Here is a 16087-nt window from a genome sequence, read left to right as displayed (position 1 = left end):
GAAGGCCTCGGCATAGGCATCGTAGATGCGCTGCTGCTCGGTGGCCAGCGCGTGCTCGAGGAGCTCATATTCGACGCCTTCGAACGACAGCGAGCGGGCGGCATAGAGGCCGAGCGCCTTCAGATCCCGCGCGACGACCTCCATTGCCGCGACGCCGCCCGCCTCGATCGCCGAGACGAAATCGGCGCGGCTGGCGAACGGGAAATCCTCGCCGAGCCACAGGCCGAGCCGCTCGGCATAGGCCAGGTTCTGGACCGTGGTGGCGCCGGTCGCCGAGACGTAGATCACCCGAGCGAGCGGCAGCGCGCGCTGCAGGCGAAGCCCGGCGCGGCCCTGCTGCGACGCGGCTTGATCGCCGCGCTCGGTCTTGCCGCCCGCGGCATTGGCCATGGCGTGCGCCTCGTCGAACACGATCACCCCGTCGAAATCGGGGCCGAGGAAATCGACGATCTGCTGCACGCGGCTGGCCTTGCCGCCGCGTTCCTCGCTGCGCAGCGTGGCATAGGTGGTGAACAGGATGCCCTCGCCGAGGCGGATCGGCGCCCCCTGGCGAAAGCGCGACAAGGGCGTCACGCGCAGCGGCTCCTCGCCGAGCGCGCGCCAGTCGCGCTGCGCATCCTCGAGCAGCTTGTCCGACAGCGAGATCCAGAGCGCGCGCCGCCGGCCTTGCAGCCAATTGTCGAGGATGATGCCGGCGACCTCGCGCCCCTTGCCCGCGCCGGTGCCGTCGCCGCAGAACCAGCCTCGGCGGAAGCGGACGGCGGCTTCGCAGTCCTGCGGCGCAGCGGTCATCATGTCGCAGCTGGCATCGAGCTGCCAGGCGCCGGCAAGGAAGCCGGCATGCGCCTCGCCGGCATAGATGATCGATTCGAGCTGGGCGTCGGAGAGCACGCCCTCGGCGATCAGGCGCGGGGGCAGCAGCGGGCGGTAGGACGGCTTGGGCGGCGCGACCGACGCCATCGCCGCCGATTGCACCAGCGCGGTCGGATGCGGGCGCGCATCCGCGATGCGGATCGACTGCAGCTCGAACGGTTCGTAGATTCCGCCCGACAGCCGGGTGGTCTCGGCAGGCCGCCAGTCGCGCGTCTCATAGGCAAGCGGTACGGCATCGCCGTTCTCCGGCGGAGCGCTCGCAACGCCGCGGTCGATCTCCGGCGCCAACCGCAGTCGAGGCGGGGACGAGGACACGCACGCCGCCAGGGCCAGCGGCGCCGAGGGTCGGGGCGGCACTCCCGCAAGCACCCAGTCAAGCAGGGTCGCCAGGTCCGGAGCGTGGCCCCGGTCGGGCACGAAGTCGTGCGGCACCGCTGCGGGGACGCGATCGATCACCGTCAGCCGGGTGGCGGTGGTGGTGCCGTGGCGCGCATAGATGCTGCCGTCGATCGACGCGGTGAACACGATACGGCCGCGCTCCTGCAAGGCGGGGGAGGCGTCGCGCCATGCCGGCGCCTCGGGCGCGCACCCCGCGCCGGTGATCGCGACGAGCCGTCCTCCGGGCCGAAGCCGAGCGAGTGCCGAGGCGATATGGCGGAGCGCGGTTCCCGGCATGCGGCGATCGACGCCCGCCATGGCCGAGAAGGGCGGGTTCATCAGCACCAGGTCGGGGACAAGGCCGGGATCGAGGCGGTCGTCGATCTGCGCAGCATCATGGCGCGTGACCGGGACGCCCTCGAACAGGAGATCGAGTAGGGCGGCGCGGGCCGGGGCGAGCTCGTTGAGGTGAAGGCGGGCGCCGAACAGCCGGGCGAAGACCGCGAGCAGGCCGGTTCCCGCCGAAGGCTCGAGCAGTTGCTCGCCCGGTCGGATGCCGGCAGCCATCGCGGCGACCAAAGCGAGGCCGGGCGGCGTCGAGAATTGCTGCATCTCCTGCCCGTCCTGCGAGCGCCGCGTCTGCGTGGGCACCAGCGCGGCGACGCGCTCGACGAGGCGAAGCCAGGACCGCGCATCGCGGGCCGGGTCGAGAATCGCGGGGCCGTGCCGCTGGAGGAACAGGATCTCGGCGGCTTCGCACGTGTCATAGGCCTGCTTCCAGTCCCAGCCGCCCTCGGCATCGCTCGCGCCGGCAGCCGCGATCATGGCGTCGCGGAGCATCGTCGCGTCGATCGCCGACCCGCGTTCGAGCACGGGCAGCAGGGCGAGCGCGGCGCGGTGACAGGTGTCGGCGGCAGAAGCGGCGGAAGACGAGGGCGCGTCAAGCGGCGCCCCGGCGAGGATCGGCAGGTTCATGGCGGGTCTCCAGGAGGAATGGGCGCACGCAACCGGGCGCGCGCGGCCGTTCGGGTCAGTCGGCGGGTTGGGCGGGATCGGCGGACGGCCGATACAGATCGAAGGGGTTGCCATCGGCGAGATGGCCAAAGGGCGTCATGCAATAGGCGCCATCGTCGAAGGCGACCGCGCACAGGACGTAGCGCGGTGCGCCCGAGACCGTGTCGGTGCATTCGAGCAAGGCGAGATTGCCGTCCGCCGCCGCGCGCAGCAGCGTGTCGAAATTGGCGCGAAACGCGTGGGGGATTGCCATCGCTGGCTCCTCGAGCTGGAGGGAGGAGCGGGACGCCGCGGCGCCCCGCTCCAACGAGTCACTCGGCGGCGATCGCCAGCGGGGCGTCCTCCTCGCCCGCCTCGGCGAGGAAGGCCGGAAGCTCGGCCACAGCGCCGCCGAGCAGTTCGGCCTGGGCCGGCAGCCGCGGCGTGCGCAGCGGCTCGGGCAGCCAGCGGGCATCCTCCATCAGCCGTTCTGCCTCGCGCGCCATGTCCGGCTTCTTGAGATGGTCGATCAGCGCGGCGGTGTCGGCGCCCTTGCCTTCGGTCACCGCCTCGAGGATCCGCGCCTTGGTCACCTTGCCGAAGAAATTGTCGGCGGTGGGTTTCCAGCCGGCGGCGACGAGGTCGAGATCGACCGCGCGCGCGAGCACATGGCTGTGCGCCAGGCGGCGATCGACCATGTGCGCCGAGATGCGGCCATTGTCGTATTTGGGCGCGACCTCGTAGAGCGCGTTGACCGCATAGGCCGTGCAATGCGCGAACAGCTCGGCCTGGGCGTCGCCATCGAGCTGGAGCAGCGCATCCCAGAGATCGCGGTCCGCCTGCGGGAGGCGTTCCTTCCACGCGGCGTGCCGGGCCTCGATCGCGAGCGCGGCAGCGCTGTGCTTCATGCCGGTCGGCTGGAAACCGAAGCCGACCTTGGTGAGGCTGATGGTGAGACAGCTTTCGGTCCGGCCATAATAGAAACAGGCCAGCACGAAATTGTGCAGCACCGCGGCGAAGGCGATCTTGGGATTGCCGGCGATCGCCTCCTGCAGCGCCAGCGTCCGCTCGGCGGTCAGCTCGGAGATCAGCCGGTCCGGGAGCGGCTTGAGCCCCTCATCCTCCTCCTCGCACGACGGTTCCGCGGCGGCGGCGGCTTCGCCGCCGTCACCGTCACCGGCGCGAACCGCGCCCTCCTCGCCCTGATCGACGGCATCATCGCCGTCGCCGCCATTGCCCTCGGGCTCGACCACCGGCTCGTCTTCGGGTCGGACCCAGCCGGTCTCGATTTCGAGCGCACCCATCCGGTCGATCGTCACGAACACGCCGGCAATGGCGATGTCGGCGGGATCATAGGCCCAGCTGCCTCCAGCGAGCATCGCGATCCGCTCGTCGATCGCGGTGATCCGCGCATCGACCGCGTCGGGGATCTCGTCGGCATTCCCCCATTCGGCCTCGAGCGCATCTGCTTCGGCCTGGAGCGTCGCGACCTCGGCGAGATCGGCTTCGCTCGGTGGCGTGTGGATCGGCTCGACCGGCCGCAGGCCGTGCTCGAACCCATAGGGCAGGTCGATCGCCACCTCGACCCATTTCCAGCCCTCGCCGCGGATGCGGTCGGCCTCGGCGCCCAGCTTCTCGAGCACCAGCCGGTCGAGCAACGCGGCATCCTGCAGCCACCCGCCGCGATCTTCCTCGAACAGGTCCCGCAGCACGCAGCCGCCGCCCGCGACATAGGCATCGACGCCGACGAACAGCGCCCGGGGATCGCGCGCGGGCACGGTCGTCTCGTTGAGGCGCGCGCGGATGAAGTGCGCGGACTGGTTGTGATGGGTCTGCACCAGCTCCCAGACTTGCTCCTGGCGGGCATGATCGTCCGACACGGTGAAGGCCATGAGCTGCTCGAGGCTCATGCCGTCTGCGGCGTAGACGTCGTGCAGCGCCGGCGACACGCAGGCGAGCTTGAGGCGCTGGCGCACGACCGCGGGCGTGACATGGAAGCGCGCGGCGACATCCTCGATCTCGCTGCCTTGGTCGACCAGGCTCTTCATGCCGCGGAATTCGTCGAGCGGATGAAGCGCCTCGCGGTGCACATTCTCCGCATAGCTGTCCTCCTCGGCCGAGACCGGCGCATCGGCGGGTTTGACGACGCAGGGGACGACCGCGTCCGGCGCGAGCCGCTTGCGCTTGACGAGGATCTCGAGCGCGCGGAAGCGCCGGCCGCCGGCCGGCACATGGAAGGTGCCGGTGTCCCGGCCCTCGGCATCGAGCAGCGGCCGGACGCTCAGGCCCTGGAGCAGGCCTCGGCGCTCGATGTCCGCCGCCAGTTGCTCGATGGTGACGCCGTTCTTCACCCGGCGGACATTGGCCTGGGACAGGACCAGCTGATTGAAGGGAATCCCCTGCGCGGGCGCGAGGACGAGCTTGGGTTGGGCTTTCGCCATGTCAGTTCTCCACATGGCGGAGCGCCGGGAGACTCTCTCCCGACCTTCACTCCGCCATGGGAGCGGCGCAGCCCTCTTCCTCTGGGAGGAGGGCCGCGCCGCCGGGGATGACAGGCGTGGGGTTCAGTGCACGGCGGCCAGGAGCTTCGACGCCCTGGACTCGAGATCGAGCCGCGCATCCTGGTGCGGCTTGTCCCGCGCGAGCGCGGTGATCCCCTGGACGAAGTCGAAGATCGAGGCGGGCGGATGCCCTTCCTCGTCGAGCACGGTCGCGATGATCCTGCCGGTCTCGGCCTTCGAGAAACCGCGCCTGCGCAGGAAATCCTGCCGGTCCTCGTCGGTGCGGGCGACGATACGCTGGCGCGCCGCGAGGATGCCCGACATGAAGGGCTGCGGCGACGACGTCGCGAAATTCTCCAGCGCCGGTGCCGCTTCGTGCGCGAAGCGGTTGGCGGCGAACTTGGAGTGGCGGATGCTGATCTCCTCGAAGCCCTCCGCGCCCCAGATGTTGCGGTTCATGCAGACCGCGCGGAGATAGAAGCTCGCCATGCCGAGGGTCTTCGCGCCGACTTCGCTGTTCCAGCAGTAGAATCCGCGGAAGAACAGGTCGGGGTCGCCATTGGGAAGCCGGCCAGCCTCGATCGGATGGGCGTCGTCGACCAGGAACAGGAAGACGTCACGGTCGCTGGCGTAGAGGGTGGTGGTGTCCTTGGTGATCTCGACATGCGGGTTGTGCGTCATGGTCGCCCAGTCGAGCAGCCCCGGCACCTTCCAGCGCGTGTCGCCGGTGCCGTTGCCGGCGATCTTCATCACCGCGGCGACCAGCTCGTGATCCCAGATCCGGCCATAGTCCGGCCCGGTCACCGCGCGCAGCTCGGTGCGCCCGTCCTCGGTCTCGAGGGTCTTCATCAGCTCGGCACGGTGGTTGAGCAGGCCGTGCTGGAGATTGATGCCTGCCAACGGCGCGGGCAGCTCGCGCAGATAGCCGGAAGGCGCGCCGACCAGGCTGCACAGCTGGCCGAATGACCAATGGGTCGGCGCGACCGGCTCATCCCGCCCGGGCACGATCAGGGCGAGGCGCTCGGCATTGTCGCGGGACGCCTCGACCCGGACATCGCGCGTCTCGACGGTGCGCGTGGTGGCGCACCTGGCGCGCGCCAGCGTTGCCGCATGGAGCGCGGTGAGCGACAGATATCGCTCGTCGTCGGGCCGCGAGAACCATTCGGAAGAGACGCGCCCGATGCGCGAGCCGCGTGAGATATCGACCTTGTAGGGCGCGGCGCGCCGGGGCGGCGCGGAATGGGGTTGAAGGACAGTCGCCATGGAAATTCTCCGCGACGGGCGCCGAGAGACTCTCTCTCAGCCCTGACCCGTCACGGCCGAACCGGCCGTCCTCTTCCTCTCTCGCCGGGGTGTTGCGGGGCGGAGCGCCCGCAGATGGGGTATGGCCAGACGCGGCTGGCCGTCAGGGGAAGGCCTTCCTCTCCCGGCAGGCGGTGTAATTCGTTCCATCACTGGATCGCTCGATACAAAATACTGCATAGATGGCGGCATGTTGTTCGTGCCCGATGGTCCAGATATTCCGCAGTCGCTCCTGAGAGAACAGCGCGAAGGCAATCTGATGTTTGTCGTCGGGGCAGGCGTGTCGGTCGCTGCGGGATTGCCACTGTTCGGACGCTTGGCGGAACTGGCCTATGAACGGCTGGGCCAAGCCATTCCGGGAAAGCCTGACAGTCTCGCCACACAGGCGGAGATCGACGCCCTTGCCGCCGGGCAATATGACCGGTTGATCGGGCTGCTCGAACGCAGGCTCGTATATCGTGGCAGCGATTGGCAGCAGCCTCGAAACGATGTGCGCAACGCGATCACCGAACTGGTGAAGCCGAAGCGTGGTGCTTCGTTTGCTGCCCATCTCGACTTGCTGGATATCTCGCGCGGCACGAACGGCGTTCCGCGGATCGTGACCACCAACTTCGACACAATCTTCGAAAGAGCCTGGTATCGAGCGACCAAGCAGAGGCTACCCAGCAGCGCCTGCCAAGGCATGCCTGCGGTCGGGTCGCCAGAATTCGCTGGCGCGTTCCATCTACACGGCCGCGTCGCCGACAAGCTGCTCAACTTGAGCCAAACCGATCTGATCCTCACCTCGCCGAACTTCGGCGAAGCGTATATGCGCGACGGCTGGGCCTCGCGAACGGTCTACGACCTGATGCGGCGCTATACGCTCGTGCTGGTCGGCTATTCGGCCGACGACCCGCCGATGCGGTACATGCTCGAGGCGACCGAGGAAGGCCGGTTGAACTTCCCGGACCTGAGGCCGGCTTATGCGCTCGTCGCCGACGACAAGGACGATGCGGGCGGGCTGCGAGAGATGTGGCGCGGCAAGGGCGTGCACCCGCTGATTTTCCCTGTCCGCAACCATGACTATTCGCCGCTCTATCGCACGCTGCGCGAATGGGCGGATATGGTCCGCGACCCGCTCGGCTGGTCGGAGGCGAAGATCGCGGAAATCACGGCCACCGACCACGCAGCCAGTTCGGAGAGCCAGCGCGAGCGTCTGCTCTATATCAACAGCGCGATCTTGAGTGCGGCCGTCGTTGCCGCCCATGCCGACGACCCGGCCTGGCTGGAGGCGCTCGAAAGCGAGCGCGAACCGCTCGACGATTGGTCGTATCGCGCCTGGTTCGCCGAGCGGCTGTCGTCAGCACGGGCGGCCCGCTATGCGGTGGCACTCCAGGGGCAGATCTCTACGCGGGTTGCTCGCGCGGTCGACATCTTATTGCGCTTCCGGAGCGATCCGCTCCCCGAACCATATGCCACCTTCTGGCCCCTCTTCGTCGAGGCGCGTCTGCGCCCCGAGACCAACCCCTATGGAAGGCGGCGCATGACCGCGGCGGTGAGCGCGAGCAGCGTGGCCGAGATGGTGGCGGCTGTCGAACCTCGGTTGACGGTGGGCAAGCGCTTCAGATTCCAGGAGGCGGAAGAGCCGCTGGCGCCCCCGCAGACGATTCATGATCTCGGGCAATTCGAGTTTCGCGCCGATGAGCGCGACTGGCAGCGCAGGCTGGAGAAATGGCCCCAGACATCGCAGGCCGAGGTCAGGCTGATCGAAGCGCTGGACCGGGCGCTGGTCGAGGCGCTCGAAACCGCCGCCGATGCGGGATTACTCGAGCATAATGGCGATCTTCAATCCTGGGACATCGCGCTGGTTCACGCGCCAGAGCCCGGTGACAGCTTCGCAGAACCGGACGATCGACATCGTCGCGGCTGGCGGCGCAATCCGCCCGACCAATACAATAATCACTTCGGACCGCTCATTCGGCTGATGACGGGCCTCTGGCGCCGCCTGGCGGAGCGCGATGCCAGGCTTGCGGGGCGTATTGCCGAGAACTGGGCCGGGCGTGACGCGATGATTTTCAGGCGGCTTGCGGCGTGGAGCGCGACCATATCCAAGGCTGGACCCGCGGAGGCAATCGAGCGCTATCTGGGTTCGACGACACGCGACCGCTATTGGTCCGGCGATGACAATCCAGAGCTGGTTCGCTTCTATTGCCGGCGTTGGAACCGTCTCCACCCGCGCACACGCGACCGTATCGAGGCCGCGATACTTGCCGGCATGAAGGCGGAGACCGTCCGGCGCTTCACCGACGCCGGATATCGCAAGCGCACGCGCGCCTATTATACCGTGCGTGAGCTGGTGCGGATCGGGACCGCAGGTGGCCGCCTGTCCGCCAACGCTCGCTCACGGCTGGCAGGATTTCGCAAGGTCTATCCCGACCTCCCCAAAGAGGTGGCGATCCTCGCGCATCTCGTGAACGCAAGCTATTCGGGATCGGGCTATTCTGCCGACACGCGGGTGCTCGCACAGGTACCGGACGAGGAACTGATCGCAAGCGCTGCGGAAGCCGAGAAGAGCGACCGGATCGGGCAATCCGATGTCTGGCAGGTCCTCGTCCGCGACGATCCTGGCAGGGCGTTCCGCGCATTGCTGGCTGACCAGGGCAAAGGCCAGTTCGAAGCGCACCGCTGGCAACCGCTTCTCAGTCAATATTCCTACCAGGACCCGGCTCAGAATCCACCGCCATTGCCGGATCTCGCCAAGGTGATCGCGGCGGTTATCGTGGGCCCCGACGACGCTCTCAGAACCATGGCCTATACGCTGGTCAATGTAATCGAGCGGCGTGCCGGTTCCCCAAAAAAGCGGGTCTTTTCCGCCATCTTGCGACTCTGGGACCGGCTCACGCCACTCGCAGCCGAGATAGAAGAGGACGACGATAAGCCCCGCGCCTTGTCGGAAGTGATCCTGTCGCACCCGCTGGCCAACCTGGCGAGCGCCCTGGTCCAGATGCAAGGCAGCGTCCCACGCACTGAAGGCGGCGGGTTCGCCGTCAGGTTCCGCGGGCGGTTCAAGCTGCTCGCGTCACTTGTCGGACGTCCGGGCGTCATCGCCCGCGCGGCAATGATTCGCGAACTCGCGTTCCTCCATTGGCTCGCCCCGCAATGGGTCGATCGCTATCTTTTCCCGCTGCTCGAGGCCGGTGGCGAGGATGCGATCGACCTGATGAGCGTCGTGTCGGTCTCGGATGCGCCGCAATATTCACCGCTATTCAATCGGCTGAAGCGGTCGATTTTCCTGGCGCTGGAGCACGACAAGACGGACGGCGCAGCCCGGGAGCGTCTGTCGGGCGCTGTGGTCAGCGCCGCTTTCTCGGTCATTCGCAAGGAAGGCGGATTCCAGCTCACCGCTGTGGAGTGCCGCCACGCACTGACGCGCATGCCCAACGCCGTGCTTGCTTCGATGGCATGGGAACTCTGCACCATCTTGCGGCAGATCGATGGGGAGTCGGAACGCGCCGCCACCTGGAAGACCGTGTTCCGGCAATTCCTGACCGATTATTGGCCAAACGACGTCGCTGCGCGGACGGCCGAAGTCTCCGACGATCTGGCAAAGCTGCCGGGGCTGGCGGGATCCGCGTTCGAGGAGGCAGTCGAAATCGTCCTCGGGCTGATCCGCCCGGCGAAGTTCTACGATTTGCGACACGGCCTCGAACTGGACGAAGCTAGCGATCCGATCGCGACCTATCCGCGTGCATCGCTTCGGCTGATCGCCTCGGTAGTCGATCGCGAATCGCCGCCCCCGACCGACCTAGGTGTGGTCATGCGTGACCTTCTCGCGGCGGATCCGGGCATCGCGTCCGAACCCGCCTTTTGGCGGATGCGCCAATTGCAGCGGCCTAATTAGGTGAGCGCGGCAGGGCTGGCTGTCCGAAATTTGTATACATATTTCGGACAATGTGGCCCCAGGTCTAGCCGAGGGCTGCTGTGCTCAGGTTACATCCAAGCTCGGTGCCGGGCTCGATAGCCCAGCGGTCTCCGAACATGTCAAACATTCATATCTGACGCATTACAGCGCTTAAATCGTCATATCTGACTATATAGTGCGTGCGACTTCCGCTTCGTCATGTTCGAATGCCGGCTCGAAGCTGCGCGCCTGTGCCCCGGCAATGCCGGCATCGCGCAGCGCGCCCCGCCAGTTCTGCGCGACCGTCGACGCCAGTTCGCGGATCATTGCGCGCGCCTCCGGCGGTTTGATCTCGAAGAACTCGCACGCCTCAAGTGCGAGGAGGATCGACCGGTCATGAGAGCCGCCCTCGAAGATTGCTGTCTCCAGATGTGGATTACGGTCAGGTGCTGGGTTGACGTCGAACATGGGGGACAAGCGCCAACGGCCCCGGCCGACATAGAGGAAGCCGTGGTTCTTCAGGTGATCATCCTTGTTCGACACGAGGATGGTGAAGATCAGGCGGCGAAAGAGCTCGTGAAAATCCCGCGATGGATCGGCGGAATGGCCGCGCATGAAGTCGACGATCTCGGTATAGGATCCCAGCGCAGTGCCACGCTTGGCGAGCGCGGTCCTAGCCGAGATATAGGGAATCCGGCCACTGCCCAACCGGTCGAATCGCCGTAGCAGCGCGACCGGATAGGGCGTGTCGCCAAGCTCGAGGCGAACTTCCGGCACGGTGATGCCACAGGCTGCCGCGAGGCGTAGCACGGCGACCTCGGCGCGCTCCACTGGCTGCTGGTCGAGCACCGAGGTGAATTTGGCGAGCCACAATTGGTCGCCCTCGCGCACATTCGCTTTAGGCCGCGCACCGCCCGAGCCGCCGGCACCTGCGAGCGCCGCCAACTGCTCGGCTGAGATATCCTGCCCCTGCTCATAGGCGCGGGCGATCTCAGTGAGCGCAGCGAGGTCGATCAGGCGCGGCACCGCATCGGCTGCGGCGCCGGTGATGACGGCACCGTCGCCATCGAGGAAGCGTAGCGCGCCCTGGCGACAGGCATCGTCGGACAGGGTCAGATATTCGAATTCGCTGAGGCCGTTGCCATAGTTGCGCTCGAGCAGCCTTCGGCCCCAGCTATCCGGGGCCGCGTCGGCAAAGGCGCCGCTCAGGGCATCGCGCTGGTCGCCATGCTGGGCGGAGGCGTGAAACGGGCCGCCATCGAACGGCATGTCGGGAGAAAGGTCGAAATGGCGTGGATTGTCGATCCAGGCCTGATCATAGGCGAAGCTCGAAAATTGCCGGGGCCCGGAATGGGTGAACCGCAATTGTCCAACCGGGACCAGCCCTTCGCCGAGCGCGACCTTTGCGCGGGAGTCGGTCATCAGAATGCGACGCCATCATCATCGGAGTCGCCGGCCTGGGCGCTCACCTCGTTCTCGCCGCGCTTGCGCCGGCGCGCGGCCGGGGAGTTTCGTCCCCTTTGCGGCAGGTCCTGATCCGTCAAGGCAAGGCCGAGTTCGTCGCTGCGGACATCGATCAGTTCGGCAAGACGGTCGGTGAGGCCGAGCACGATCAAGACCTCGGCGAGCGTGCCGATGCCGATGCCCGGCTCCCCTTTTTCCAGCCGGGTTATGGTGCTGGGCGAGGAACCGGAACGCAGCGCGAGGTCGGCCACGGCCATGCGCCGCCTGAGCCGTGCCAAACGCAGGTCGTTGCCAAGCTGGCGCAATATCGGTCGGGTCTTGGGCGATGACATAACGCGTCATATATAACGCATAACGAGCGATAATCAATCATATCTGACATCTTATTGGATTTTGCTCGACCCAGCGAACCTGATCGAAGCACATGCGGTCCGACCGTACCCCTCAATGAAAATCATGGCTGCGCACCTTGATCAGGTCCTCGGAATCCACGCCGTTCGGAAACGGCGGCGAATACAAATCGCGCGGCCCCGGTCGCCAGCCCGGATCGCCTCGATCGGGCGCGCCGGCATGCGTCGCACCGTCGCCGCGACCGAACGTCACCGGCATCGCCATCCGTCCGACCGAGCGCAGCATCTCGTCGCGCGGTACGACGCGATCGACGATGACATGGATCACCGCGCCTTCCTTCTGCAGCCGCCCGCGCAAGGACACCATCGACGCCGACATCACCGCGCGGCGCTGCTTCTCGAACCGGTCGGGCCAGAGGATGCCGTTGGCGACGCCGGTTTCGTCCTCGATTGTGATGAACAGCACGCCGCGCGCCGAGCCCGGACGCTGGCGGACCAGGATTACGCCCGCGACCTCGACGAACCGGCCATCGCGAATGCCGGCGAGATCGCCGCAGCGCACGATCTTCTCGGCGGCGAGCTGCTCGCGCAGGAATGTGAGCGGATGTGCGCGCAGCGACAGCTGCAGCGTGCGGTAATCCTCGACCACCTCGCGCCCGTCGGTGAGCGGCGCCAGCGTCACGCGCGGCTCCTGGCCCTCGGGCGAAAATCCTCCCTCGCGTGCGTCCGCCGCCGCGAACAGCGGCAACGGCGCCTCGCCCAGCCCCTTCACCTTCCATAGCCCCTGGCGCCGATCCTCGGCGATGCAGTGGAACGCGTCGGCCTCGGCGAGCCGCTCGATCGCCACCCGCGGCACCCCGGCCCGGCGCCAGACCTCCTCGACGCTTTCATAGGCAAGATCGCCCCGCGCCACCGCGATCGCGGCGCCATGCACGTTGGCGAGCCCGCGGACCTGCCGGAAGCCGAGCCGGACCGCGAGATAGCGCCCGCCGCCGGAATGCCCGGACGGCTCGAGGGTGCAGTCCCAATGGCTGTGGTTGATCGAGACGGGCCGGATCTCGACGCCGTGTGCCTGCGCATCGCGGACGATCTGCGCGGGCGCGTAGAAGCCCATCGGCTGGGCGTTGAGCAACGCCGCGCAGAAGACGTCAGGATGATGATGCTTCACCCAGCAGGAGGCATAGGCGATCTTGGCGAAGGAGGCGGCGTGGCTCTCGGGAAAGCCATAGGACCCGAAGCCCTCGATCTGCTTGAAGGTGCGCTCGGCAAAGTCCTGCGGATAGCCGCGCGCGACCATGCCCCCGACCAGCTTGTCGTAGAAATGGCTGACCCCGCCGGTGAGCTTGAAGGTCGCCATGGCGCGGCGCAGCTGGTCGGCCTCGGCGGGGGTGAAGCCCGCGCCGACGATCGCGACCTTCATCGCCTGCTCCTGGAACAGCGGCACGCCCAGGGTCTTCTCGAGCACCGCGCGCAACTCGGGACGGGGATATTCGGGCTTCTCCTTGCCCTCGCGCCGCCGGAGATAAGGATGGACCATGTCGCCCTGAATCGGCCCCGGACGCACGATGGCGACCTCGATCACCAGGTCGTAGAATTTGACGGGCTTCATGCGCGGCAGCATCGACATCTGCGCGCGGCTCTCGATCTGGAAGACGCCGAGCGTGTCGGCCTTCTGGATCATCCTGTAGACGTCCGGATCGTCGTCCTGGAGATCGGCCATGCCGATCTTCACGCCCTTGTGCGCCTCGAGCAGGGTGAAGGCGCGGTTCATGCAACCGAGCATGCCCAAGCCCAGCACATCGACCTTCATGAAGCGAAGCGCGTCGATATCGTCCTTGTCCCACTCGATGATCTGGCGATCCTCCATCCGCGCCGGCTCGATCGGCACGAGATCGTCCAATCGGTCCTGGGTCAGCACGAAGCCGCCGGGATGCTGCGACAGATGCCGGGGCGTGCCGATCAGCTGGCGCGCCAGCCGCAACGTCAGCTTGAGCCGGTGATCGCTGGAATTGAGGTTGAGGCTGTCTACTGCCGCGTCCGAAATCCCGTCCATCGACCAGCCCCAGACCAGCCCGGTCAGCATCTTGGTGAGATCGCGTGGCAGCCCCAGCGCCTTGCCGACCTCGGCGACCGCGCCGCGGGTGCGGTAGCGCGTCACCACCGCGGTCAGCGCGCTGCGATGGCGGCCATAGGTTTCGTAGATCCACTGGATGATCTCCTCGCGGCGCTCATGCTCGAAATCGACATCGATATCGGGCGGCTCCTTGCGCTCGCCCGAGACGAAGCGCTCGAACAGCAGTTCGTGCTGGATCGGGTCGATCGAAGTGATGCCGAGCAGGTAGCAGACGCAGCTGTTGGCCGCCGACCCGCGCCCCTGGCAAAGGATGCCGCGCCTGCGGCTCTCCTCGACGATCGAGCGCACGGTCAGGAAATAGGGCGCATAGCCGAGCTCGCCGATCAGCTTCAGCTCGTGGGCGATCTGGCCGGCATAGGCCTGGGGAACCCCTTCCGGAAACTTGGCCGCCGCCGCGTCGGCGGTCAGCCAGGCCAGGGCCTCCTGCGCACTCTTGCCCGCCATCACCTGCTCATAGGGATATTGGTAGCGGATCTCGCCAAGATCGAAGGTGCAGGCGCGCGCGATATCGGCGGTCGCGGCGATCGCATCCGGGAAGCCGGCGAAGCGGCGCTCCATCTCCGCCGGCGACTTCAGATGCCGGTCCATGAAGCGCTCGCGCTGGTAGCCGAGCGCATCGACTGTGGTCTTCAGCCGGATCGCGGTCACGACATCCTGGAGCGGACGCGCCTCGGGGGAATGATAGAGGATGTCGCCGGTCGCAACCGCGCGGACACCGGCGGCCCGCGCCAAGGCATCCAGCGCATGGAGCCGTTCGACATCGTCGGGGCGGCGGCGGTAGGAGAGCGCCAGATAGGCGCGGTCCCCGAAGACCTGCACCAGCTCGGCGAGATGCGCTGCCGTCACCGCATCCGGCAGGTCGGGTACGAGGATCGCGACTTGTCCCTCGGCATGATCGGCGACATCGGACCAGCCGAGGATGCAGCGCCCCTTGCCGCCGCGCGCCTTGCCGATCGAGAGCAGGCGGGTCAGGCGCGACCAGGCCGGCCGGTCGGTCGGATAGAGCAGCAAGGCGCGGCCGTCGGTCAGGTCGACCCGCGCCCCCGCGATCATCCGCACCCCGGTCGCCTTCTGGCCGTCCCAGCCGCGGACCACGCCCGCGACGCTGCTCCAGTCGGCCAGGCCGAGCGCGCTGTGTCCGAGCAATTGCGCGGCCGCGAACAGTTCCTCGGGCGCGCTGCTCCCACGCAGGAACGAGAAATGGCTCGTCACCTGGAGTTCGACATAGGTGGTGGCCGGCGCCGCCATCAGCCGAAAAAGCCGTGCAGATACCAGCTGAGATCGCCGGTTTCGGGGACGACGCCGTCACCGCGCCGGAACAGCCAGAAGCGCTGGCCGCCTTCGACCTCGACCCGGAAATAGTCGCGCACCGCCCAGAGCTCGCGGGACGTGCGCCACCATTCGCCATGGATGCGCTCGGGGCCGTCACCGGCGACGACCGGGTAGATGCGCCCGCGCCAGGTGAAACGGCGCGGCGGATGATCGGGGAGCAGCGCCACGACATGCGACAGCAGCTCGGGCCGGCGCAGCATGCGCACCGGCCGCTTCCAGGCGGGCCAGCCTTCCGGCTCGGCGAGCGCGCCCAGGCGCCGCACCGCGCGCTCGGGCACGTCGCTCTGCTCGAGCCCGACCCGGAACACCGCCGCCTCGCCGGCGCGGCCGGCAAGCTGGTCGATCGCGGGCGCGAGGTCCGGCGCCGCGTCGCCATCGGGCAGGAGCGCGCCGGCGATCCGTGCGCCGAGCGGCTCGCTGTGGGGCACGCGCAAGTGCATCGCCTCGATGCCGAGCCCGGGCTCGAGCCGGTCGATCCTGAGGCCGAACATCCGCACCAGATGGCGCGGATCGCGGGTGGCGCGCGACGCGCCGATGCTGAGATGCTGATCCGCCCCGTCGACCCGTTCGGCGGTGATCACCGCAGTGCGCACGCCAAGCCCGCGCGCCTGCAGCACCGCGACCAGATCATCGACCAGATCGGTGATCACCTGGACGATCGCCTCGGGCGTGCCGATCGGCTCGAGCAGGCGCCGCGACACTATGGGGGCCTCGAACGGGACCACCGGCACGATCGGCTCGGCGGCGCGGCCGAGCGCCTGGTCGAGCCGGGTGACGCTCGCCAGCCCAAGCCGCCGGGCAAGGGGCCCGCGCGGCATCGGATAGAGGTCGCCTACCCGGTCGAGCCCGAACCGCGCGGCGGCGGCGAGCGCGGCCGGCT

9 protein-coding genes are annotated in these 16087 nt (G+C 67.7%); 1 reads left to right on the top strand and 8 read right to left on the bottom strand.

Annotation, left to right across the window (positions count from 1 at the left end; translation table 11 throughout):
* The 4 genes from KYX69_RS21895 to KYX69_RS21880 all read right to left on the bottom strand — a co-directional run.
* Positions 1-2226 (bottom strand): strawberry notch-like NTP hydrolase domain-containing protein (locus tag KYX69_RS21895; protein ID WP_300501481.1); only part of this gene is annotated, 2226 nt, incomplete at its 3' end.
* A 55-nt stretch (positions 2227-2281) separates the two neighbouring features.
* Positions 2282-2518, bottom strand: coding sequence for a DUF6117 family protein (locus KYX69_RS21890; protein ID WP_300501479.1), 237 nt, complete (start codon positions 2516-2518; stop codon positions 2282-2284).
* 58 nt (positions 2519-2576) lie between these two features.
* Positions 2577-4685: a ParB/RepB/Spo0J family partition protein gene (locus KYX69_RS21885; RefSeq protein WP_300501478.1), complete on the bottom strand. Its 2109-nt coding sequence runs from the start codon at positions 4683-4685 to the stop codon at positions 2577-2579.
* Positions 4686-4808: 123 nt separating this feature from the next.
* Positions 4809-6008: a DUF932 domain-containing protein gene (locus tag KYX69_RS21880; RefSeq protein ID WP_300501477.1), complete on the bottom strand. Its 1200-nt coding sequence runs from the start codon at positions 6006-6008 to the stop codon at positions 4809-4811.
* 298 nt (positions 6009-6306) lie between these two features.
* Between KYX69_RS21880 and KYX69_RS21875 the strand changes: the two genes are divergently transcribed.
* On the top strand, positions 6307-9927 hold the full coding sequence (locus KYX69_RS21875) for an SIR2 family protein (protein ID WP_300501475.1): 3621 nt from the start codon (positions 6307-6309) through the stop codon (positions 9925-9927).
* Between the two features lie 189 nt (positions 9928-10116).
* Here the strand turns inward: KYX69_RS21875 and KYX69_RS21870 are convergent, their stop codons facing one another.
* The 4 genes from KYX69_RS21870 to KYX69_RS21855 all read right to left on the bottom strand — a co-directional run.
* The gene (locus KYX69_RS21870; protein ID WP_300501473.1) at positions 10117-11349 is read right to left on the bottom strand and encodes a type II toxin-antitoxin system HipA family toxin; all 1233 of its coding nucleotides are present in this window, start codon (positions 11347-11349) and stop codon (positions 10117-10119) included.
* Positions 11349-11723 (bottom strand): helix-turn-helix transcriptional regulator, encoded by a 375-nt coding sequence (locus KYX69_RS21865; protein ID WP_300501471.1) that lies wholly within the window; start codon positions 11721-11723, stop codon positions 11349-11351. Before KYX69_RS21865 ends, KYX69_RS21870 begins: the two co-directional genes overlap by 1 nt.
* Before the next feature lie 112 nt (positions 11724-11835).
* A complete protein-coding gene (locus KYX69_RS21860) occupies positions 11836-15123 on the bottom strand; it encodes an error-prone DNA polymerase (protein WP_300501470.1) in 3288 nt (1095 codons plus the stop codon).
* Positions 15123-16087 (bottom strand): DUF6504 family protein (locus KYX69_RS21855; protein ID WP_367280219.1); only part of this gene is annotated, 965 nt, incomplete at its 5' end. The genes KYX69_RS21855 and KYX69_RS21860, both read right to left, overlap by 1 nt.

It is taken from the genome of Sphingomonas sp., assembly GCF_030145815.1.
In the GTDB taxonomy this organism is placed as follows: Bacteria; Pseudomonadota; Alphaproteobacteria; order Sphingomonadales; family Sphingomonadaceae; genus Sphingomonas.
Note: the sequence above shows the minus strand (reverse complement) of the source record. Positions and strands in the feature narration are given on the sequence as shown.

Coding starts and splice junctions, on each gene's coding strand:
- KYX69_RS21880 (WP_300501477.1), bottom strand. CDS start 6,008: ATGGCGACTGTCCTTCAACCCCATTCCGCGCCGCCCCGGCGCGCCGCG.
- KYX69_RS21890 (WP_300501479.1), bottom strand. CDS start 2,518: ATGGCAATCCCCCACGCGTTTCGCGCCAATTTCGACACGCTGCTGCGC.
- KYX69_RS21860 (WP_300501470.1), bottom strand. CDS start 15,123: ATGGCGGCGCCGGCCACCACCTATGTCGAACTCCAGGTGACGAGCCAT.
- KYX69_RS21870 (WP_300501473.1), bottom strand. CDS start 11,349: ATGACCGACTCCCGCGCAAAGGTCGCGCTCGGCGAAGGGCTGGTCCCG.
- KYX69_RS21875 (WP_300501475.1), top strand. CDS start 6,307: ATGTTTGTCGTCGGGGCAGGCGTGTCGGTCGCTGCGGGATTGCCACTG.
- KYX69_RS21865 (WP_300501471.1), bottom strand. CDS start 11,723: ATGTCATCGCCCAAGACCCGACCGATATTGCGCCAGCTTGGCAACGAC.
- KYX69_RS21885 (WP_300501478.1), bottom strand. CDS start 4,685: ATGGCGAAAGCCCAACCCAAGCTCGTCCTCGCGCCCGCGCAGGGGATT.